Origin of the sequence: Streptomyces lunaelactis (assembly GCF_003054555.1) — a bacterium.
Taxonomy (GTDB): domain Bacteria; phylum Actinomycetota; class Actinomycetes; order Streptomycetales; family Streptomycetaceae; genus Streptomyces; species Streptomyces lunaelactis.
On sequence record NZ_CP026305.1, the window covers coordinates 27,894 to 52,331 of the forward strand.

General features: G+C 70.9%; 3 protein-coding genes. All 3 read right to left on the reverse strand.

Annotated elements, in window-relative coordinates; genetic code table 11:
• Nucleotides 1–31 precede the first annotated feature (31 nt).
• Genes SLUN_RS38510 through SLUN_RS38520 form a run of 3 tightly spaced genes read right to left on the reverse strand, consistent with a single transcriptional unit; the run spans nucleotide 32 to nucleotide 24,147 of the window.
• On the reverse strand, nucleotides 32–1,234 hold the full coding sequence (locus SLUN_RS38510; RefSeq protein ID WP_108155206.1) for an NAD(P)/FAD-dependent oxidoreductase: 1,203 nt from the start codon (nucleotides 1,232–1,234) through the stop codon (nucleotides 32–34).
• A gap of 21 nt (nucleotides 1,235–1,255) precedes the next feature.
• The gene (locus tag SLUN_RS38515) at nucleotides 1,256–17,644 is read right to left on the reverse strand and encodes a non-ribosomal peptide synthetase (RefSeq protein ID WP_108155207.1); all 16,389 of its coding nucleotides are present in this window, start codon (nucleotides 17,642–17,644) and stop codon (nucleotides 1,256–1,258) included.
• The gene (locus SLUN_RS38520) at nucleotides 17,644–24,147 is read right to left on the reverse strand and encodes a non-ribosomal peptide synthetase (protein WP_159100458.1); all 6,504 of its coding nucleotides are present in this window, start codon (nucleotides 24,145–24,147) and stop codon (nucleotides 17,644–17,646) included. The genes SLUN_RS38515 and SLUN_RS38520 overlap by 1 nt, the downstream gene beginning before the upstream one ends.
• Nucleotides 24,148–24,438 lie beyond the last annotated feature (291 nt).

Below are 24,438 nucleotides of genomic sequence, written 5' to 3' on the forward strand. Positions count from 1 at the left end.
AACGGAACTCAAGGGGTGGCGCATTACCCGCCTACGCGGCCACCCGCTCTGCCATGAGTTCGAGCAGCTCGGGGGTAAGGAATTCGTCGACCGGGCAGACGCCCGACATCGTCGAGAAATACCGGTCACTGATTTCGGGGCTCGTCGAGATCGCCCGCAGCATGTCCACCTGGTGCGCGGGCGCGGCCAGCCGGGCCGTCTTCAGCGTGCTGCGGTAATAGGGCATGAGAGCCTCGGTGCGCTGGACGGCGAAACGCTCGAGTGCGCTCTGCAGCCGCTCCGGGTCCTGGAGACCGTCGCCGATGCAGTCCACGAGAAGCTGGGACTGGAAGAAGCCGTCGGTGATTCCGCGCGCGGTGATCGAGTCCTTGTGGTGCCCGGCGTCCCCGATGAGCGCCCAGCCGGGACCGGCCGCCTGCCGGAAGAAGTTGCGCTGGTCGCCGGTGCCGTGCACGCGCTCCAGCTGGCGGCCGCCCGCCATCTGTTCACGTACCTCCGGCGCCGTCCTTGCCACGCAGTCGAGCAGGGCGTTCAGGGCGTCGCCGCGGATGTTCCCGAACTCCGACTGGGGGAAGTAGCCGGCCACCAGCGTCGCGCCGTCGTTGGTCGGTACGGTGCCGACCCAGTTCCCCGGCGCCTCGAAGAGCCTGAACTCCGCCGGGAGGTCGGACCAGTAGGAGTAGTAGGCGCAGGTGAACGCCGGGTCCTCGACCACGAGCGGTGCCTGGAGCTTGGCCGCCACCGTCGAGCGCATTCCGTCGGCGCCGATGACCAGCCTGGCGCGTTCGACGTCTCCGCCGCCGCCCCTGACGGAACCGGTCCGCACACCCACGACGCGGTCGTCCTCGAAGACGAGGTCGTTCACGGAGCAGTTGTCGCGGAACTCGACTCCCGCGTCCACCGCGGCGTTCACCAGGATCGAGTCGAGCAGGTGACGCCTGGGCGCATAGGCGGCCGAGATGCCGTCGGCCGGCCACGAGCAGCCTTCGAGCCGGAAGTCGTCGATGGTGTAGCGGACCTTGTCGAGGGCCGGGGCGCCGGTGCTCACGACGTCGGGCAGCACGCCCCAGCGGTTCAGCTGGGCCACACCGGGCTGGTGGATGTACAGGGTGGACAGGGTGTCCTTGGGGAACCTGGCACGCTCGAGCATGAGCACCCGGTACCCGGCGCGCGCGAGCAACATCGCGGCCGGTGCTCCGGCAACCCGCGCGCCAACCACAATCACGTCATACAAGAGATGCTCCCGAAAGTGACCTTAATTGCCAATGCCGTTAAGGTGCCGGTTAATTACCTTGCATATCTCGGCCGCAGGTCCCGGCATATTCATGCCCAGGTGTGTGGAGTGAATGTCCCACTCCTCAATGTCCCCGAGAATGTGGGGCATCCAGTGGCTGCGGTACGACTCGTCCGGATTCAGTGTCGCGTTGAAGAAGAGAGCGGCACCGCGATACACGGGCGACTCGAAGTCCTTCATCATCGTCACGTGCCGGACCATGATCGTTGACGCGGTGTCCACGAGGGACTCCCGGTCACCTTCGGCCGATCCGGCAAGGGCCGGGAGACGCTCCCCGAAGAACTCGCGTACCTCGGAGGCATCAACCGTCTCGTTGTGCGTGAACCAGGAAGCGGGGACGCAGTCCAGCAGGGCGAGCGTCGCCACCTCATGTCCTTGACTCTGCAGTTCCGCGGCCATGGCCTGGGCAAGGGTGCCGCCGAGGGAGAGTCCGACCAGGTGGAACGGACCTTCCGGCTGGACCTTGAGTATCTGCTCCAGATAGTCGGCGATCATCGCGTCGATCGACCGGGGCAGTTCCGCCCCGTCGAAGCCACGCGCCTGTATCGCGTAGACCGGCCTGTCCTCGCCCAGGTGTCCGGCGAAGCCCATGTAGGCCCAGGAGAGCCCCACTCCGGGGTGGACGAACCACAGTGGCGCTTGTTCGCCCCCGGTTTTCAGTGGCAGCACCACCCCGAACGGGTCGGTGTACTCGGACGACTCGGTGCCCGATGCCAGGTACGCGTCCAGCTCCACGACGGTGGGCGACTGGAACATGACCCGGATGGGGATTCCGACCCCGAGCAGCGTACGGATCCGGTTGATGAGCCGGCTGGCGAGCAGCGAATGCCCGCCCAGGGCGAAGAAGTCGTCGTCGATGCCGACCCGTTCGACGCCCAGCACCTCGGCGAACAGCCCGCACAGCACTTCCTCGCGCGGTGTCCGGGGCGCCCGGTAGACGCCGCCGAAGAACTCCGGCTCGGGCAGTGCGGCCCGGTCGAGCTTGCCGTTGGGGGCCAGCGGCAGCCTCTCCAGCGTCACGAAGGCCGCGGGGACCATGTACTCCGGCAGGCGGTCCGAGGCCAGGCCCCGGATCTCGTCGACGGTCAGTCCCTCGCTCCGCGCGGGGACGACATAGGCGACGAGCTGCTTGCCGGCGTTGCCGGCCCGGCCCTCGCGGGCGATGACCGCCACCTGGGCGATGCCGGGGTGGCCGGTGAGGGCGGCCTCGACCTCGCCGGGTTCGACGCGGAAGCCGCGCACCTTGACCTGGGAGTCGTCGCGGCCCGCGTACTCGAGCCGGCCCTGCTCGTTCCAGCGGGCCAGGTCGCCGGTGCGGTACATCCGCGAGCCGGGAGCGCCGTACGGGTCGGCGACGAAGCGTTCCGCGGTCAGGCCGGGACGGCCCCGGTAGCCGCGGCCGATGTTCCCGGCGACGTACAGCTCTCCGACGACGCCCGAGGGAACGGGAGTCAGGGCCGGGCCGAGCACGTAGGTGCGCATGTTGCCCAGTGGCGTACCGATGGGAGTGCTGCCCGCACCCACCCACTCCTCGTCGTCGAAGACGGCGAAGGCGGTGGCGTAGAAGGACTCGCTCTGCCCATAGGCGTTGACCACCTGCACGCCCGGGAACGCCTCCCGCGCCCGCTGCACCAGCGTCGCGGGCAACGCTTCGCCGGCGAAGACGAGCGTGTCGACGCTTGTCCTGTCGGCGATCTGGTCGACCAGTTCGGCGAAGGCGGAGGGGACGGTGCTGATCACGCTGCCGTCCCAGCCGTCCCGCTCGCCGAGGACCAGGACGTCCCGGACCACTTCGACGCTGCCGCCCGAGGTGAGGGTGGTGAAGATCTCGAACACCGAGACGTCGAAGTTGATGGACGTGCCCGCCAGCATCCGCCGGTCCGGCCCCATCCCCACCTGCGACGCCAGCCGCAGTACGCCGTTGACGACGTTGTGGTGGGTGATGGCGACGCCCTTCGGCGCGCCGGTGGAGCCCGAGGTGTACATGACGTACGCCAGGTGCTCCGGTCGCAGTGGGGCGCTCCGTTCCCGGTCGGTGAGATCGGTGTCGGGGCCGGCCTGCTCGGCGTCGAGGGTGTCCAGGTGGAGCAGGGCGCTGTCGCTCGGCGGCAGCACGGACTCGGTGGCGGTGTCGGTGAGGATCAGCTGGGGGGCGGCTTCGGTGAGGATGGCCTCCAGGCGGTGGCTGGGGTACTTGGGGTCGATCGGCAGGTAGGCGCCGCCGGCCTTGAGCACTGCCAGCAGAGCGACCACCAGGTCCGCCGACCGCGGCAGCGACACCGCCACCACCGACTCGGGACCCACCTCGTGCCGTACCAGCTCCCGCGCCAGCCGGTTGGCGGCCGCGTTCACCTGCCGGTACGTCAGCGACTTCTCGTCGCAGACCACGGCGACCGCGTCCGGCGTCGCCGCGACCTGGCGCTCGAACAGGCCGGGGACGGTCACCTGGGGCGTGAAGGTGGCCGTGTCGTTGAGCTCGAGCAGCCGGTCGTGCTCGGCCGGCTCCAGTACGTCCACCAGGCCGACCGGTGTCGTCGGATCGTTCGCCACCTGCCTCAGGATCCGCGCCAGACGGGCCGCGATCGCCTCCACCGCGTCCCGGTCGAAGGCGCCCTGCTGGTACTGCAGGACCATCTGCAGGTGCGGTTCGGCGCCGGCCATCAGGGCCAGCGGGTAGTGGGTGCCGGAGAAGGGGCGGATGCCGGTGAACGCGATCCCCGCCGCCGTGTTGGCGTCGCTCAGGCCTTCCTTGTCCACCGGGAAGGACTCGAAGACGACCAGCGTGTCGAACAGGCTCTTGTGCCCGGCGGCCTGCTGAATGTCGCTCAGCCCGTAGTAGTGGTGGTCCAGAAGTGCTGCCTGCCTCTTCTGCAGACCGGTCACCAGATCGGCCAGCGAGTCCCCGGGGGCGTACGCGACGCGGACCGGGAGGGTGTTGATGAACAGGCCGATGATCGAGTCGACATCGGTCAGCGTGGGCGGGCGGCCGGAGACGGTGGCACCGAACACCACGTCCTGACGGCCGGTGAGCCGGCCGAGCAGGATGCCCCAGGCACCCTGGAGCAGGGTGTTGAGGGTGACGCCCAGCTCGGAGGCGCGCCGGTTCAGCGCACGGGCCTCCTCCAGCGGCAGCTGGATGTCGATCTGTCCGACACCCTCGTTGTCCGGGGCTCCCGGGGCGAGCACGGTGGGGTCGGCGCCGGCGAGCTCCTCGGCCCAGGCGCGGCCGGTCGCCTCGTGGTCCTGCTGGGAGAGCCAGACCAGGAAGTCCCGGAACCCGCGCACCCGCGGCAGCACCGTGGCGTCGCCACTGGACCCGTACAGCCGCAGCAGGTCCTGCATCAGCAGCGGGAACGACCAGCCGTCGAAGAGCATGTGATGCGCGGTCAGGATCAGCTCGGAGCGGTCCGGATCCATCGTGACCAGGGTCAGCCGCAGCAGCGGAGGGGTGGCCTGGTCGAAGTGCTCGTGGTGGTCGTCGGCGACGAGCTTCTCGAACGCCTCCTCGCGGGCACCTTCCTTCAGTCCGCTGAGGTCGACGTGGCGCCAGGGCACCTCGACGTGGTCGAGGACGATCTGGACCTGGTTGCCGTCGGCGTCGGTGACGACCGCGGTGCGCAGTCCGGCGTACCGGTCGAGCACCGCCTGTCCGGACTTGCGCATCCGGGCGGGGTCGACCTGTCCCGACACGTGGAAGACGATCTGCATCTGGTACGCGTCGAACGTGTCGTCGTCGCTCTGCATCGTGGACTGGAAGAGCAGCCCGGACTGGAGCGGGGTCAGCGGCCAGACGTCGGCCAGAGCCGGGTAGCGCTGCTCCCAGGCCTCGATGTCCCGCTGGCGTACCGACACCAGCGGCAGGTCGGAGGGGGTCAGACCGCCGGCGCCGGGAGTGGCGACATGCCGTACGAGCGCCTCGAGGGCCTCGATCCACAGGTCGGCCAGCTCCTGCACCTCTTCGCGGCTGAGCACCCCGGCCGGGAAGCCGATCATGGCGCCGAGCTGGGCGCCCAGTTCGGTGTCGACGACCGCCGAGTTGATCTCCACGGTCGACATCGCCGGCATGTCGGCGTCGAGGGCGGCGTCCAGGGCGGGCAGCTGGGTGAAGCCGAGCCCGCGCAGCTCCTCCGGCATGTCGGCCGAGGAGAACTGGCCCAGGTAGTTGAACCCGATCTGCCCCGCCGGGTGACGGCGCAGCTCGGCTTCGGTGTCCGGGTTGAGGTAGCGCAGGAGGCCGAAGCCGAGGCCCTTGTCCGGGACCGCCCGCAGCTGCTCCTTGACGGCCTTGATGACGCCGCCCGCGGCAGGACCGCCCGCGAACGCCTCGTCGAGGCTGAAGCCGGCCGTGTCCAGGCGGACCGGGAACATGCTGGTGAACCAGCCCGCAGTACGCGACAGATCCGCGCCCGGCACAACGTCCTGCTCACGGCCGTGGCCTTCGAGCCGGATCAGCGCCGAGGGTTCCGTCACGCCCCGCCCGCGACGCCACTTGGCGAGTGCGAGGGCCAGGGCCGCCAGCAGGCCGTCGTTGACACCGCCGTGGAAGGCGGCGGGCACCGATGTCAGCAGCGCCTCGGTCGCCGCCACCGGCAGCTGGATCTCGAGGTGCTCGACGGTGGAGCGCACATCCACCGCGGGGTCCAGGGGCCTGGAGCCCAGGACGGGGTCCGGACCGTCCAGCATGGCGCGCCACAGGTCCAGTTCGGCCACCCGCTCGGGGCTGTTGGCCTCCTCCACCAGGGCGTGTGTCCAGCGCCGCACCGACGTGCCCACCTCGGGGAGGTCGGGGGCATTGCCGTCGCGGATCTGCTTCCACGCCTCGGCGAAGTCCGGGACCAGGATCCGCCAGGACACTCCGTCGACTACCAGGTGGTGGAGTGCCACCAGCAGACGGCCGGCTCCCTGCTCCGCGTCGAACCAGACGAACTGGGCCATCACTCCGGCGGCCGGATCGAGGCGGCCGGTCGCGGCGTCCAGTTCGGCCGCGGCGCTCTGCTGCCAGTCGTCCCAGGTGCCGTCGCAGGCGACCTTGTGCACCAGGGAGGCCACCTCGATGGTGCCGGGCGCAGCGATGTGCAGGCTGCCGCCGTCCTCGGTCAGGAGGCGGGAGCGCAGGATGTCGTGGCGGTCCAGGACGGCGCCCAGCGTCGCGGCGAGTTGGTCCTGGTCGATCCCCTCGGGCAGTTCCAGGGCCAGCGACATGGAGAACCGGTCGAAGCCGCCGCCGAGTTCGAGCATGTACTTGGCGATCGGCAGGAGCGGCAGTTCGCCGGTGCCGCCGCCCTCGAACTCCTCCAGTACCGGGCGGGCACCGACGTCGCTGGTGGCGACCTCGGCCAGCTCGGCGACGGTCCGCTGCTCGAAGATCTGGCGCGGCGACACCTCGACGCCCTGGGCCCGTGCACGGGTGACGACCTGGATGGAACGGATACTGTCGCCGCCCACCGCGAAGAAGTCGTCGTCGAGACCGACCCGGTCCAGGCCGAGTACGTCGGCGTAGACACCGGCGAGTATCTCCTCGACCGCCGTCCGGGGTGCGCGGTAGGTCCCGGCGGTGAACTCCGGATCGGGCAGCGCGGCCCGGTCCAGCTTGCCGTTGGGGGCCAGCGGCAGCCGTTCCAGGACGACGAACGCCGAGGGCACCATGAACTCCGGCAGGCGGCCCGAGACGAAGCGCCGCAGATCCCGCGCGGACAGACCTGCGGTCATGTCCACCTCGAGAGCACCGAGGCCGTCGACGCTGTGGTCGTCCCCGGCACCGACGGGAACGACATACCCCACCAGCTGCTTGTTGCCGCCGGGCCCGGCACGGACGATCGCCACCGCCTGCGCCACCTCGGGGTGGGCCACCAGCGCGGCTTCGACCTCGCCGGGCTCGATACGGAAGCCCCGCACCTTCACCTGCGCGTCACCGCGGCCCGCGTACTCCAGCCGCCCGTCGGTGTTCCACCGGGCCAGGTCACCGGTGCGGTACATCCGCGAGCCGGCGCCGCCGAACGGGTCGGCGACGAAGCGCTCCGCGGTCAGGGCGGCACGACCGTGGTAGCCACGCCCCACGTTGCCCGCGACGTACAGCTCGCCCACCACGCCGACCGGGACCGGCACGAGTCCGGGGCCCAGGATGTAGGTGCGCATGTTCCCGATCGGGGCGCCGATCGGAGCACTGCTCGCGCCGTCCCACTGAGCGTCGGCCGGCAGCGGGAAGGTGGTGGCGTAGAAGGACTCGGTCTGCCCGTAGGCGTTGACCACCCGCACGCCGGGGATCGTCTCCCGTACACGCTGGACCAGCGTCGCGGGCAGCGCCTCACCGGCGAAGACCACCGTCTCGGCGCTGATCTCGCCGGACGTCTGGTCCAGCAGCTCGGCGAACACCGACGGAACGGTGCTGATCACACCACCGCTCCAGCCGCCGCGCTCACCGATCACCAGCACGTCACGGGCCACCTCGACGGTGCCGCCGACGGACAGCGTCGTGAAGATCTCGAACACCGACACGTCGAAGTTGACGGACGTGCCCGCCAGCGTCCGTGTTCCCGCCTTCATGCCCGTCGCGGACGCCAGGCTCGACACACCGTTCACCACGTTGTGGTGGGTGATCGCGACGCCCTTCGGCCGGCCGGTCGAGCCCGAGGTGTACATCACGTACGCCACGTGCTCCGGCCGCAGCGCGGAGATCCGCTCCGCGTCCCCGAGCTCCGCGTTCCCGAGCTCCGTGTCCGTCTCCGTGCCGTCGAGGTCGACGTCACCGAGGAACAGGGTGGCGATGCCGGTCTCCGGCAGCACCCCGACGGTCTCCGCGTCGGTCAGCAGCAGCGTCGGACGCGCGTCGGAGAGGATGAAGTCCAGGCGCGTGCTCGGGTACTTCGGGTCGATCGGCAGATACGCTCCGCCCGCCTTCAGTACCGCGAGGAGCCCGGCCACCAGGTCCGCGGAGCGCGGCAGCGACAGCGCCACCACCGTCTCCGGACCCACACCGCGCCCGATCAGCTCGCGCGCCAGGCGGTTCGCCCGCGCGTCGAGTTCCCGGTACGTCAGCGACTGTTCGCCGAACACCACCGCAACCGCGTCCGGTGTCGCCGCGACCTGCCGCTCGAACAGCCCGGGAATGGTCACGTCGTCAACCGGCGCCGCCGTGTCGTTGAAGCCGCGCAGCACCAGCTCCCGCTCGGCCGGCTGCACCAGCTCGACCGCGGCGACCCGCTGACGGGGATCGGCGGCCAGCTGCCCCACGACTCGCGTGAACCGTGCGGCGATGGCCTCGACCGTCTCCCGGTCGAACAGGTCGGTGGCGTACTCGAGATGGCCCAGTACGCCCATGCCGGGAAGGTCGGCCATGTTGAAGAACAGGTCGAACTTCGCGGACTCGTTGCGCACCCGCTCGAACTCCACCCGCAGACCAGGCAGTTCGAAGTCCTTCCGGGCGAAGTTCTGCCAGGCGAACATCACCTGGAACAGCGGCGTGTACGCGGTGGAGCGCTCGGGGTTCAGCTCCTCCACCAGGCGCTCGAAGGGAACGTCCTGGTTGTCGTACGCGGCCAGGGACTTGTTCCGCACCTGGTCGAGCAGCCGGTCGAAGGTGATGCCGCCCGACAGGTCGGCACGCAGCACCCAGGTGTTGACGAAGAATCCCACCAGGTCGGCGAGGCCTTCGTCGGTGCGGTTGGCGATCGGGGATCCAATCGTCACGTCGTCGCCGCCGCCGAGGCCGTGCAGCAGCACCGCGAGGGCCGACTGCAGCACCATCGACACGGTCACGCCGTGTTCGCGGGCCAGCTCGTCGACCGCGGCCACCACCTCCGGGGCGAGGCCGAACTCGACCGTGTCACCGCGGTGGCTGGCGGCCGGCGGGCGGGGACGGTCGGCGGGCAGCTGCAGCGGCTGCGGCACACCCGTCAGTTCGTCGCGCCAGTAGCGGACCTGGGCGGACAGCGCACTGTCCGGGTCGTTCTCCTCGCCCAGCACCTCGCGCTGCCACAGCGTGTAGTCGACGTACTGCACCGCCAGCTCGTCCCACTGCGGGGCATCGCCCTCAAGCCGGGCGGTGTAGGCGGCGCCCAGGTCCCGGGCCAGGGGCGCCATGGACTCGCCGTCGCTGGCGATGTGATGGATCAGCAGGACCAGTACGTGGTCCTCCTCGCCGGTACGCAGCAAAGTCGCCCGCACCGGGATGTCGTTGGCCAGGCTGAACGGGTAGGCCACGGCCTCGGCCATGGCGTCCTCCAGGCCCGCCGCGTCCGTCTGAACGACCGGCATGTCCAGCGTCGTCTCGTCGGCCGGGACGACCAGCTGGTGCGGTACGCCCTCGGAGTCTTCGACGATCAGCGTGCGCAGGCTCTCGTGCCGGGCCACCACGTCCCGTACCGCCGACTCCAGCGCGCCGACGTCCAGGGCGCCGGTCAGCCGCAGCGGGAAGGGTGCGTTGTACGTCGCCGAGGGGCCCTCGAACCGGTCGATGAACCACAGCCGGCGCTGCGCGAACGACAGCGGCACCAGGTCGGGCCGCTGCTCCGCCTTCCGCAGCTGCGGGCGCACCCTCGACCCCGGCGACAGGTGCCCGGTCAGCTCCACGACGGTGGGAGAGTCGAACACCACCCGGATGGGAACCTCGACGTCCAGCGCGGTGCGGATCCGGCTGACGAGCCGGGTCGCCAGCAGCGAGTGCCCGCCCAGGGTGAAGAAGTTGTCGTCGATGCCGACCTGGTCGAGCCCGAGCACCTCCGCGAACAGCCCGCACAGGAACTCCTCCTGCGGGGTGCGCGGCGCCCGGTAGGCCTGGCCGGCGAACTCCGGCTCGGGCAGGGCGGCCCGGTCCAGCTTCCCGTTCGGGGCCAGCGGCAGCCGCTGAAGGACCATGAACGCCGCCGGCACCATGAACTCGGGCAGTTGGGCGGCCACGAACTTGCGCAGCTCATCGATGTCGATGCCGCTGCCGGCCTCGCCCGCATCGACGGGCACCGCGTACGCCACGAGCCGCTTGCCGGCCGTGCCGCTCGCCTCGCGGGCGATGACCGCTGCCTGGGCGACGCCCGGGTGGGCGGTCACGGCGGCCTCGATCTCGCCGGGTTCGACGCGGAAGCCGCGCACCTTCACCTGCGCGTCACTCCGGCCCACGTACTCCAGCTGGCCGTCCGCGTTCCACCGCGCCAGGTCACCGGTGCGGTACATCCGCGAGCCCGCGGATCCGAACGGGTCGGCGACGAACCGCTCGGCCGTCAGCGCGGCACGACCGTGGTAGCCGCGTGCCACCGAACCCGCGACGTACAGCTCGCCCACCACGCCCGGGGGTACCGGTGAGAGACCGGGGCCCAGGATGTAGGTGCGCATGTTCCCGATCGGGGTGCCGATCGGGGCACTGCCCGTACCGTCGCCGGGGCCGGCGGAGGTGGTGGCGTAGAAGGACTCGGTCTGCCCGTAGGCGTTGACCACCCGCACGCCGGGCATCGCCTCGCGGATCTTGTGCACCAGCGACGCGGGGAGCGCCTCACCGGCGAACACCAGCGTCTCGGCGCCGATCCTGTCCCCGAGCCGGTCGATCAGTTCGGCGAAGACCGACGGGACCGTGCTGATCACACTGCCCGACCAGCCGTCACGCTCGCCGAGGACCAGTGCGTCGCGGACCACCTCGACGCTGCCGCCGACGGACAGCGCGGTGAAGATCTCGAACACCGACACATCGAAGTTGATCGACGTGCTCGCCAGCATCCTGGAGCCTGCGCCCGCGCCGACACGCGACGCCAGCTGCGTCACACCGTTGACGACGGTGCCGTGGGTGATCACGACGCCCTTCGGGGTCCCGGTGGAGCCCGAGGTGTACATGAGGTAGGCCAGGTGCTGCGGACGCAGCGGCGCCCGCCGGTCGCCGTCACCAAGGGCGGCACCGCCCTCGGCGCCCTCGAGATCGACGTCGTCGAGGAACAGACGCGGTACGTCGTTGTGGGGCAGCACGTCCACGGTCGCCGCATCGGTGAGGATCAGCGCCGGACGGGCCTCGGAGAGGATGAACTCCAGTCGGTGGCTCGGGTACTTCGGGTCGATCGGCAGATACCCGGCACCGGACTTCAGGATGCCCAGCATCGCCACGACCAGATCGGCGGAGCGCGGCAGCGCGAGGCCGACCACGGACTCGGGGCCCGCCCCTCGCGAGATCAGCTCGCGGGCAAGGCGGTTCGCCCGCGCGTCGAGCTCCCGGTACGTCCATGACGTACCCTCGCACTCCACCGCGAGCGCGTCCGGCGCCTTTGCCACCTGGTGCTCGAACAGGGCGGGAATCGTCAGTTCGGGCGTCGGTGCGGCCGTGTCGTTGAGGCCGACGAGCAGCCGGTCCCGCTCGGCGGGCTCCAGTACGTCGACCTGGGCGACCTTGACCTGCGGGTCCTCGACGAGCTGCTGCAGGATCCGCAGGAACCGTGCGGCGATGGCCTCGACACTCTCGCTGTCGAAGAGGTGGTGCTGGTACTCCAGGGCCACGCGCAGCCGCGGCTCGGCGGTGGCCGTCACGATCATCGGGTAGTGGGTGCCGCTCATCGGGCTGATGCCGGTGACCGCGATGCCCGCCGCCGAGTAGGCCTCGGAGATGCCGGCGCGGTCGATCGGGTAGGAGTCGAAGACGACGATGGTGTCGAAGAGGGACTTCAGTCCGGTGGCGTGGTGGATCTCGGCCAGCCCGTAGTGCTGGTGGTCCAGGAGCGCGCCCTGCCGGTTCTGCAGCCCGGACAGCACCTCGTGGAGGGTGTCCGCGGGGGTGCAGTTGACCCGCACGGGCAGGGTGTTGATGAACAGTCCGACCATCGAGTCCACACCCGGTACCTGGGGCGGGCGGCCGGACACCGTGGTGCCGAACACCACGTCGCGGCGCCCGGTCAGGCTCCCCAGCAGGAGACCCCAGGCCGCCTGCACGACGGTGTTCAGGGTGACGCCCAGCTCGGAGGCGCGCCGGGACAGCTCACCCGCGACATCGGCGGTCAGCGGAACGTCGACCTGGCCGATGCCGGTCGGGGCCGCCCCGGTCTCGGGGTGGGCGACGATCAGGGTGGGTTCGTCGATCCCGGCGAGTTCGCCCGCCCAGATCCGGGCGGCCTCCTCGCGGTCCTGCTGGTTCAGCCACACCAGGAAGTCGCGGTAGCCGCGCACGCGCGGCAGCCCGGAGGCGTCCCCGCCGGCGGCGTAGAGCCGCAGCAGGTCCTCGAGCAGCAGCGGCACCGACCAGCCGTCGAACAGCACGTGGTTGGCGGTGAACACCAGCTCCGCGCGGTCCGGACCGATGGTCACCAGGGTCATCCGCAGCATCGGAGGCGTGAGGGGGTCGAAGTGCGTGGCGTGGTCCTCGGCCAGCAGCCCCTTGAGCGCCTCGATACGTTCGTCCTCGCCCAGGCGGCTGAAGTCGACCTGCTTCCAGGGCAGTTCCACGTGGTCCAGGACTACCTGCACCTGGTCTCCGGCGGCGTCGGACACGAACGCGGTCCGCAGGCTGGCGTACCGGTCCAGGAGCGCCTGCCCCGCGGCCTGCATCCGGGCCGGGTCGACCTGGCCGGACAGGTGGAACACCATCTGCATCTGGTAGGCGTCGAAGGCGGCGTCGACCAGCATGGTGTGGAACAGCAGCCCGGACTGCGTCGCGGTCAGCGGCCATACGTCGCTCAGGCCCGGGTGGCTCTTCTCCCATCCGTCGATCTCGCGCTGGGTCACCTTCACCAGCGGCACGTCCGAGGGGGTGAGTCCGCCCGCGCCGGGCGTCACGGCGTGCTGGGCCAAGGCCTCGAGCGCGGCACGCCAGTAGTCGGCGATCTCCTGTACGTCGTCCTGGGTGAGCACACCGGTGGCGAAGCCGAGCCGGGCGTTGAGCTGCGGCCCCTTCTCGCCGTCGGTGACCAGGGCGTTCAGGTCGAGCGTGGACAGGGCGGGCATGTCCGCGTCCGGGTCGGCGACCAGTTCGGTGGTGCCCTCGGCCTGGGTCCAGCCGAGGCCGCGCAGGTTCTCGGGCATGTCGGTGGTCGAGTACCGGCCCAGGTAGTTGAACCCGATCTGGCCCGTCGAGTACTGCTTCAGCTCGTTCGCGGTCTCCGGGTTGAGATAGCGCAGCAGCCCGTAGCCGATGCCCTTGTCGGGGATCGCGAGGAGCTGCTCCTTGACCGCCTTGACCGCGGCGCCTGCGGACGGCCCGCCCGCGAAGGCCTCGTCGAGGTCGACCCCGGCGAGGTCGAGACGTACCGGGAACATGGTGGTGAACCAGCCGACCGTGCTCGACAGGTCCGCGCCCGGGACGGCGTCCTCTTCGCGGCCGTGTCCTTCGAGGCGGATCAGCGTCGAGGACTCGTCGATGCCGCGCGCCCGGCGCCAGCGGGTGACGGCCAGGGCCAGCGCGGTGAGCAGGCCGTCGTTGACGCCGCCGCGGAAGGTCGCGGGGAGCGTGTTGAGCAGGGTCTCGGTGACCGTCTCCGGCAGCCGTACCCAGATGTGCCCGGACTTGGAGACGACGTCCACCTCGGGGTCCAGCGGCCGGGTGCCGAGGACGGGGTCCGGTCCGGCGACCACCTCGCGCCACAGGCCGAGTTCGGCGACCCGCTCGGGGGACGCCGCGGCGTCGACGAGGGCGTGTGCCCAGCGCCGCGCCGAGGTCGTGGCCTCCGGGAGTTCCGGGGTCTTGCCGGCCCGTACCTGCTCCCAGGCGGCGGCGAAGTCCGGCAGCAGGACGCGCCAGGACACTCCGTCGATGACGAAGTGGTGCAGCACCACCAGGAGACGGCCGGGTGCGCCGTCGCCCGCGTCGAACCAGACGAACTGCGCCATCACTCCGGCGGCGGCGTCCAGCCGGCCGGTGGCCGCGTCCAGTTCCGCGGTGGCGAGCTCCAGCCACTGCTCGTTCCACTGTCCGTCGCACGCGACGCGGTGGATGAGGGAGGGCACGTCGACCGAGCCGGGGACGTCGGCCTGAAGGCCCCAGTCGTCGCCGTGCACCAGCCGGGAGCGCAGGATGTCGTGGCGGTCGAGGACCGCGCCGAGGGTCCCGGCGAGACCGTCCTGGTCGATGCCGCGGGGCAGGTCGACCACGAGCGACATGGAGAACCGGTCGGTGCCGCCGCCCAGTTCCATCAGCCACTTGCCGACCGGCAGCAGCGGCATCCAGCCGACGCCACCGCCCTCGAGCTCCTCGAGGACCGGCGCGGCACCGGCCAGGCCGGCGGCCTGCGTGACCTCGGCGAGCTCGGCGACCGTGCGGCTCTCGAAGATCTGCCGCGCGCTGACGTCGACGCCCTGCGCCTTGGCGCGGGAGACGACCTGGATGGAGCGGATGCTGTCGCCGCCGATGGCGAAGAAGTCGTCGTCGATGCCGACCTGGTCGAGACCGAGGACCTCGGCGTAGATGCCGGCGAGGATCTTCTCGTGCGCCGTACGGGGCGCCCGGTACTCGCCGCCGGTGAACTCCGGCTCCGGCAGCGCCTTCTTGTCGAGCTTGCCGTTGGGGGTCAGCGGCAGCCGGTCCAGCATCACGAACACCGACGGGACCATGAACTCCGGCAGCCGGCCGGCGACGAACTTGCGCAGGTCGCGGGCCGAGACGCCCGCGGTGATGTCGATGTCGAGGTCGCCGAGGCTCTCGACGCTTCCCAGGCCGCTCTCGTCGACCTCCACCGGGACCACGTAGCCGACGAGCTGCTTGCCGCCGCCGCGGCCCTGGTGGGTGGTCACGACCGCCTGGGCCACGTTCGGGTGGGCGGTCAGGGCCGCTTCGACCTCGCCGGGTTCGATGCGGAAGCCGCGTATCTTCACCTGCGCGTCGTCACGGCCCACGTACTCCAGCCGGCCATCGGCGTTCCACCGCGCCAGGTCACCGGTGCGGTACATCCGCGAGCCCGCGGGACCGAACGGGTCGGCGACGAAGCGCTCGGCCGTCAGCGAGGGACGGCCCTGATAGCCGCGCGCGACCTTGCCCGCGACGTACAGCTCGCCCACCACGCCGACCGGGACCGGCTCGAGTCCGGGGCCCAGTACGTAGGTGCGCATGTTCCCGAGCGGCACACCGATCGGAGCGCTGCCCGCACCGTCCCACGCGGCCTCGGCCGGCAGCGCGAAGGTGGTGGCGTAGAAGGATTCGGTCTGTCCGTAGGCGTTGACCACCCGGATGCCGGGGATCGTCTCGCGCACCCGCTGCACCAGCGCGGCGGGGAGCGCCTCACCGGCGAACACCACGGTCTCGGCGCTGATCTCACCGCCCACCTGGTCGAGCAGCTCGACGAACACCGACGGAACGGTGCTGATCACACCGCCCGACCAGCCGCCGCGCTCACCGATCACCAGCACGTCGCGGGCCACCTCGAGGGTGCCACCGGTCGACAGCGCGGTGAACAGCTCGAACACCGACACATCGAAGTTGATGGACGTGCCCGCGAGCAGCCAGGTGCCCGAGTTCACGCCCACCGAGGACGTCAGCCGCAGCACACCGTTGACCACGGTGTGGTGGGTGATGGCCACGCCCTTGGGGTTGCCGGTCGAGCCGGAGGTGTACATCACGTACGCGATGTGGTCAGGCCGCAGGGGGGAGATGCGCTCCGCGTCCTCGAGCGCCGTGTCGTTCTCGGTGCCGTCGAGGTCGACGTCGCCGAGGAACAGGCGCGGAGTGTCGGTCTCGGGCAGCACTCCGACGGTCTCGGCGTCGGTCAGCAGCAGCGTCGGACGGGCGTCGGAGAAGATGAAGTCCAGGCGTGTGCTCGGGTACTTCGGGTCGATCGGCAGATACGCTCCGCCCGCCTTCAGCACCGCGAGGAGGGCGATGACCAGGTCGGCGGAGCGCGGCAGCGACAGCGCCACGACCGTCTCCGGGCCCACGCCGCGCCGCACCAGCTCGCGCGCCAGGCGGTTCGCCCGCGCGTCGAGCTGCCGGTACGTCAGCGCCGCACCGTCGAAGACCACCGCGACCGCGTCCGGTGTCGCCGCCACCTGCCGCTCGAACAGCTCGGGGACGGTCACCTCGGGTGTGGGGGCGGCGGTGTCGTTGAATCCGCGCAGCACCAGCTCCCGCTCGGCCGGCTCCAGTACGTCCGCCTGCCGGACCGGCATGTCGGGGTCGGCCACCATCTGCTGGATGACGCGGACATAGCGGGCCCCGATGGCCTCGACCGTGGCGTGGTCGAAGAGGTCGGTGGCGTACTCGATGTAGACGAGCATGCCCGGCTTGGTGGGGTCGGTGAAGTAGTTGAACTCCAGGTCGAACTTGGCGGAGGAGGTCGCCTGGACCTCGAGGCGCGCCTGCAGGGCGCCGGGCAGCTCGAGGTCGATCCAGCGCTCGTTCTCCCAGGTGAACATCACCTGGAACAGCGAGTGGTACGCGGTGGAGCGCTCGGGGTTGAGCTCCTCCACCAGGCGCTCGAACGGAGCGTCCTGCTTGTCGTAGGCGGCCAGCGCCTTCTGCTGCACCTGCCCGATGAGCTCGTCGAACGTCGGGCTGCCGGACAGGTCGGTGCGCAGCACCCAGGTGTTGACGAAGAACCCGATCAGATCCGCGAGTTCGTCGTCGGTACGGCCCGCGATCGTGTTCCCGATCGGGATGTCCTCACCGGCGCCCAGGTGCTGGAGCAGCACCGCGAGGGCCGTCTGCATCACCATCGGCACCGACACGTCCCGGGCGAGTGCGAGTTCCTCGACCGCGGCGAGCAGGTCCGGTTCGATCGGGAACTCCACGATGTCGCCGCGGTGGCTGGCGGCCGGCGGGCGGGGCCGGTCGGTCGGCAGCTGCAGCGGCTGCGGCGTGCCTGTCAGCTCGTCGCGCCAGTAGCGCACTTGAGCCGACAGTGTGCTGTCGGGGTCGTCCTCGTCGCCCAGCACCTCGCGCTGCCACAGCGTGTAGTCGATGTACTGAACCGGCAGCTCCGGATAGTCCGGGGCCTCGCCCCGCACCCGGGCCGTGTACGCGACGTCCAGATCCCGCGCCAGCGGCACCACGGACTCGCCGTCACTGGCGATGTGGTGGATGAGCAGCACCAGGGTGTGCTCCTGCGGGCCGGAGCGGAGCAGGGTGGCCCGCACCGGGATCTGGGTGGCGAGGTCGATCGTGGACTGACCGGCCCGGGCCACGGCGTCGTCCAGCGCGTCGGGCGCCACCTCGATGAGCGGCACATCGAGCACCAGCTCGTCGACCGGCACGACCTGCTGGGAGGGAACGCCGTCGGCGTTCGCGACGATCAGCGTGCGCAGGCTCTCGTGCCGGACCACCACGTCCCGTACCGCCGACTCCAGCGCCCCCACGTTCAGGGGGCCGCTCAGCCGCACCAGGAACGGAACGTTGTACGTCGCCGAAGGACCCTCAAACTGTTCGATGAACCACAGCCGGCGCTGCGCGAACGACAACGGGATCATTACTGTCCACTCCTGTTCATCTTGCGCAGACGGGGGCGACTCGACGTGTTCGCGTCCTGCACCGTGCGCGATAGTTCGGCGATGCTGCGATGTTCGAAAATGGCCCGGATGGTCACGGACACTCCGAGCGTCTTGCGGATACGGCTGGTCAGCCGGGTCGCCGTCAGGGAGTTGCCGCCCAGTTCGAAGAAGTCGTCGTCGATGCCGACGCGCTCCACGCCGAGTACCTCGCCGAACAGCTCGCAGAGACTGGCTTCCTGCTCGGTGCGGGGGGCGCGGTAGACGGGGCCCGTGGATCCGGGTTCGGGCAGGGCCGACCGGTCCAGCCTTCCGACGGGTGTCAGCGGCAGCTCGTCAAGGACCACGAACGCCGTGGGGACCATGTGCTCCGGCAGGCGCTCGGAGGCGAAAGCGGTGAGCTCGTCGGCGTCGGCGCCGTCCTCCGCCCGGGCGGGGACGACATAGCCCACCAGTTGCCTGATGTCGTCGTCGCCGTCACGGGCGATGACCACCACCTGGCCCACCGAGGGGTGTTCGGACAGGGCGGCCACGACCTCGGCCGGTTCGATCCGCTCCCCGCGGATCGTCACCTGGGTGTCACCGCGCCTGACGTACTCGAGGAGGCCGCCGGTGTTCCAGCGGGCCAGGTCTCCGGTGCGGAGCATCCGCGACCCGGCCGGGCCGAAGGGGTCGGCGACGAAGCGCCCGGCCGTCAGCCCGGCACGGCCGTGATAGCCGCGCCCCAGCGTGGTGCCGGCGACGTACAGCTCGCCGACCGCGCCCGGCGGCACCGGTGTGAGCCCGGCGCCGAGCACGTACACCCGGACGTTCGGGAGGGGGGTCCCGATGGCCGCCTCGCCCGTCCGGGCCGGCTCGTCGGCGCCCGGCAGCGTGAAGGCGGTGGCGTAGAAGGACTCGCTCGGCCCGTAGGCGCTGACCACCCGGACGCCGGGGATCGCCTTGCGGACCCGCTCCACCAGCGACGCCGGCAGTGTCTCGCCGGCGAAGAGCACCGTGTCGGCGCTGATCTCGCCGGCCTGGTCGAGGAGTTCGGCGAACGCCGACGGGACTGTGCTGATCACCCCGCCGGTGGCTCCGGCGCGCTCCATGAGGTCCTGTGTCTGCTGGACCAGTTCGACGCTGCCGCCGGTGCACAGCGTGGTGAACAGCGCCGCCGCCGACACATCGAAGGTGCCCGGCTTCGCCGCCGGCAGCCGGGTCGTGGGCGAGCCGGTCAGGTGCGCCGCCAGTCCCGGTACGCGGTCGGTCACATTGCGGTGGGTGATCGTCACGCCCCTGGGCCCGCCGGGGTATCCGGAGGTGTACGTCAGCCAGGCCACGTGGTCCGGGCGCAGCGGCCGTATCCGGTCCCCGTCACCGAGGTCGCCGTCGGGGCCGTCCAAGATCTCGTCCAGGCGCAGGTGCTGGGTCCCGGTGTCCGCCAGTGTGGCCCCGGTGGCGGCGTCGTAAAGGACGAGGACCGGGGAGGCGTCGGCGATGAGGGACTTCAGGCAGCTGCTCGGGGCGCCCGGGTCCAGCGGCAGATACCCACCGCCGGCCTTGAGCACCGCGAGGAGCGCGGCCACGTGGTCGGGGGTGTGCGGCAGGGCCGCGGCCACCACCGTCTCCGGACCGACCTCGCGGCGGACCAGGACGCGCGCCAGCCGGTTGGCCCGTGCGTTCAGCTCCCGGTACGTCCACGACACGTCGCCGCCCGCGACCGCCACCGCGTCCGGTGTCCGAGCCGCCTGACGCTCGAACAGCCCGGGGATCGTCAGCCCGGGCGTCGGTGCGGCCGTGTCGTTGAGGCCGACGAGGAGACGGTCCCGCTCGGCGGGCTCCAGCACATCGACGGCCCCGACCCGCTGTGCGGGGTCTGCCGCCAGCTGCCGCATGATCCGCCCGTAGCGGGTGGCGACACTCTGCGCCGTGCCCGGGTCGAGCACGTTCTTCTGGTACTGCACGGTCAGCCGCAGGCCGTCGGACTCGATGAAGACCAGCAGGGTCACCGGGTAGTGGCTGGCGGTGAACGAGCGGATCCCGGTGACCGAGATCCCGGCCGCCTTGCTGGCCTCGGCGATGCCGACGCGGTCCAGCGGGAAGGACTCGAACCCGATGATGGTGTCGAACAGGGCGTCGAGGCCGGTCGCTTCGTAGATCTCGGTCAGGCCGTAGTGGTGGTGGTCCATCAGCGCGGCCTGCCGGCTCTGCACTCCGGTCAGGAGTTCGGCGAGCGTGGCCCCGGGTGAGGTCTGCACGCGCACGGGCAGGGTGTTGAGGAACATGCCGACGATCGAGTCGACACCGGGCACCGCGGGCGGGCGGCCGGACACCGTGGATGCGAAGATCACGTCCTGGCGGCCGGTCAGCTGGTTCAGCAGGATCGCCCAGGCACCCTGGACGACGGTGTTCAGCGTGACGCCGAGGCCGGCCGCGCGGGCGCTCAGCTCCCGGGCCTCCTGGCCCGTCAGCGTGACATCGATCTGGCCGATACCGGCACTGTTGTCGCCGTGCTCGGAGGCGGGGGCCAGGGCCAGTGCCGTCGGCTCGTCGACGCCGTCGAGTTCGTGGGTCCACACCCGGGCCGACTCGTCGGGGTCCTGCCTGGACAGCCAGTCCACGAAGTCCCGGTAGCTGCGCACGCGCGGCAGCACCGAGCCGTCTCCGGCGGAGCCGTAGAGCTTCAGCAGGTCCTGCATCAGCAGCGGCACCGACCAGCCGTCGAAGAGCACGTGATGGGCGGTCAGTACGAGTTCGAACCTCTCCGCCTCCATCCTGACCAGGGCCAGGCGCAGCATGGGCGGCGTGGCCGCGTCGAAGTGGGTGCGCAGGTCCTGCGCCAGGAACTGCTCGAACGCCTCGGCGCGTTCGGCCTCGCCGAGGCCGCTGTAGTCGAGGTCCTGCCAGGGCAGCGGGACGCCTTCCTGGATCAGCTGGACCAGGTCTCCGCCGGAGTCGGGTACGAACGCGGCCCGCAGGCTGGGGTGCCGGTCCAGGAGTGCCTGCCCGGCCGCGAGCATCCGGGCCGGGTCCACCCGCCCGGACAGGTGGAGCGCGTACTGCACCTGGTAGGCGTCGAAGGTGGAGTCGTTGAGCTGGGAGTGGAACAGCAGGCCCGACTGCAGCGGGGTGGACGGCCATACGTCCGCAAGGCCCGGGTAGCGCTCCTCCCACGCCTCGATGTCGCTCTGGCTCGCCGTCACCAGGGGCACGTCAGAGGGGGTCAGGCCGCCGGCGCCCTGCTCGGCGATGTGCCGGGCGAGGCCGCCCAGGGCCGCGCACCACAGGTCCGCCAGTTCCTGCACTTCGGCGGGGGACAGTACGCCCGTGGGGGCGGCGAAGACGGCGCCGAGCCGGGGGCCCGCGGTTGTGTCGGTGACGGTGGCGTTGATGTCCAGTTCGGCCGGCGCCGGCATCCGGGCGTCCTGCCCGGCGTCGAGTTCGGCGAGCTCGGCCACGTCGGTGGCCTGCGTCCAGCCGAGGCCGCGCAGGTGCTCGGGCATGTCGGCGGCGGCGGAGAACCGGCCCAGGTAGTTGAATCCGACCTGTCCGATGGGGTGTTCCCGCAGGATCGCCGCGGTGTCCGGGTTCAGGTGCCGCAAAAGGCCGTAGCCGATGCCCTTGTCGGGGATGGCCCGCAGCCGCTCCTTGACCGCCTTGAGTACGCGGCCGGCGGCCGGGCCGCCTGCGAACGCCTCGTCCAGGTCCACCCCGGCGAGGTCGAGGCGCACCGGGAACGCGCTGGTGAACCAGCCCACTGTGCGGGACAGGTCCGCGCCCGGCACCACGTCCTCCTCGCGGCCGTGGCCTTCGAGGCGGATGAGGGCGGAGGACTCGTCGACTCCCCGCGTACGGCGCCACTGGGCGAGTGCCAGTGCGAGGCCGGCGAGCAGGCCGTCGTTGACGCCGCCGCGGAATGCCGCGGGTACCGCGGTCAGCAGGGCCTCGGTGACCGCCACCGGGAGCTCCACGCGCGTCTTCTCTACGGTGGACACCACATCGAGCACGGGGTCCAGGCGCCTGGTACCGAGCACCGGGTCGGGGCCCTCGACGATGGACCGCCACGCCTTGAGCTCCGCAACTCGCTGCGGGCTCGACGCCTCGTCGGCCAGGGCGTGCGCCCAGCGCCGCATCGAGGTGGCCACGTCCGGCAGTTGCGGGCTCCCGCCCGCCCGTACCTGCTCCCAGGCCGCCGCGAAGTCGGGCATCAGGATCCGCCACGACACCCCGTCGATCACGAGGTGGTGCAGCGCCACCAGGAGGCGGCCCGGTGCGCCGTCGGCCGGGTCGAACCAGACGAACTGCGCGACCACGCCCGCCGCCGGGTCGAGACGCTCGGCAGCGGCGTCCAGTTCGCTCAGCAGCGTCGGGCTCCACGACTTCTCGTCCCAGCGCCCGTCGCTCGCGGCGCGGCGGATCAGCCGCGCCACATCCACCGAGCCCGGCGCGGTGACCTCCAGGCCGCCGCCGTCCGTGTCCACCAGGCGGGAGCGCAGCAGATCGTGACGGTCCAGGACCGCGCCCAGCGTCGCGACGAGGCCGGACCGGTCGATGCCCTCGGGCAGTTCGAGCACCATCGCCTGCAGGAACCGGTCGAAGCCCGGTCCCCAATCCCGGATCCACTGCGCCACCGGCAGCAGCGGCATCCATCCCGTGCCGCCGCCCTCGAGCTCCTCGAGGACCGGGCCGGCACCGGCGTCCTTGTTCGCTGCCGCGACCTCGGCCAGCTCGGCCACCGTCCGGCGCTCGAAGATCTCCCGTGAGCTGAGCACCAGGCCGTGTGCCCGCGCTCGCGTCACCACCTGGATGGACTGGATGCTGTCCCCGCCGATGGCGAAGAAGTCGTCGTCGATGCCGACCTGGTCGAGGCCGAGGAGCTCGGCGAACAGGCCCGCCAGGATCTGCTCGTGCTCGGTACGCGGCGCCCGGTACACCCCGCCCCTGAACTCCGGCTCCGGCAGCTTGGCCGTGTCGAGCTTTCCGTTCGGGGTCAGCGGGAGCCGGTCGAGGACGGTGAACGTCGCGGGAACCATGTAGTCCGGCAGGAGCTGCGCGAGAAACGGGCGCAACTCCCCCACCGCGAAGCCTGATTCGAAAGCGATGGCGCCATAAGCGCTGTCCTGGGGGCCGCTGTCCGCGTCATCGGCGCGGGCCGGGACCACATAGCCCACCAGCTGCTTGCCCCTGCCGGTGCCCGGTGCCTCGTGGGCGATCACAGCGGCGTGCGCCACTCCCGGGTGCGACTCGAGAGCCGCCTCGATCTCGTGGGGTTCGATCCGGAATCCGCGGATCTTGACCTGGGTGTCGGCCCGCCCGTGGAAGATCAGTTCGCCGTCGGCCGTCCACTCCGCGAGGTCACCGGTGCGGTACATCCGCTCGCCGGGCTCGCCGAACGGGTGGGCCACGAAGCGCCCGGCCGTCTGTCCCGGCCGGCCCAGGTACCCGCGTGCCAGCGCCGCGCCCGACACGTACAGCTCGCCGGTCACCCCGGCCTGCACCGGCCGCAGTTCCGCATCCAGCACATGGACCTGGGCGTTGGTGATCGCCCCTCCGATGGGCGGCACCTGGCCGTCCCCGGGCAGCGGCTCGCTCATGGTGGCGCAGACGGTGGTCTCGGTCGGCCCGTAGGCGTTGATCATCCGCCGTCCGGCCGACCAGGTGGCCGCCAGTTCCGGCGACGTGGCATCTCCGGCGACCACCAGGGTCTCGACGGTGGCCAGGGAGCCGGCCGTGATGGCTGTAAGGACCGGCGGCGGCAGGGTCACATGGGTGACGCCGTGAGCGGCGATCGTGTCGGCCACCGGGCTGCCCGGGGCCAGTTGGTCCTTGTCGGCCAGCACGAGCGTGGCCCCCGACAGCAGGGACATGCACAGTTCCCACACGGAAGCGTCGAAGCTCGGCGAGGCGAACTGCAGCACCCGGCTCTCGGCCGTCACCTTCAGCCGCTCCACCTGCGTCGCGAGCAGAGAGGCGAAGCCGGTGTGGGTGACCTGAACGCCCTTGGGCCGGCCCGTGGAACCCGATGTGTAGATGACGTACGCGGTGTTGGTCGCCGACAGCGGGCGTATTCGGTCGCCGGCGGCCGGCGGGGCGGAGTCCGCGCCGGCCACCGCCGCGGCGAACTCCGGGTCGTCGAAGCGCAGCACGGTCGCGGACAGTTCGGGAAGCTCCGCGGCCGTCGCCGCGTCCGCCAGGATCAGGCGGGCAGCGGAGTCCTCGACCATGAACGCGAGCCGCTCGGCCGGGTAGGCCGCATCCATCGGCAGGTACGCCCCGCCGGCCTTCAGTACGGCCAGGACGGTCACGCACCACTGGGGCGAGCGCCGCAGCGCGACGCCGACCACCGACTCGGGCCCGACCCCGCGCCCGATCAGAACGCGCGCCAGCCGGTTCGAGCGTGCGTCGAGTTCCCGGTACGTCACCTGTACGTCGCCGAAAACCACGGCGACCGAATCCGGCGCCGCGGCCACCTGCCGCCCGAACAATTCAGAAAACGTCTCCACCAGCACCGGAACCTCCGTGTCATTGAGCTCGCCCAGCAACGAACTCTGCCCAAAAGAACACAAGGGACTGTCCCCCAGAGTGGTTAGACGTCAGTGAAAAGGCATGGATCGCTCAAGGAGCCATGCTCGAAAGGCAAGCAGCAAGATCGAGCGCTTGCCCAATGGGATGAGAATTACTCTTCACCCGTAATTCGAAGACCTGGCCGATAGCGTAGACCAGGTCGAGTACGGGCCGACATAATCTCCCTGGAGCCTCTCTCAAGCCCCGGCGCAGAAATGGTTACGGCGCCC

What these genes read in the sequence shown, in the direction of transcription:
- SLUN_RS38515 (WP_108155207.1), bottom strand. Translation starts at nt 17,644, where the DNA reads ATGATCCCGTTGTCGTTCGCGCAGCGCCGGCTGTGGTTCATCGAACAG.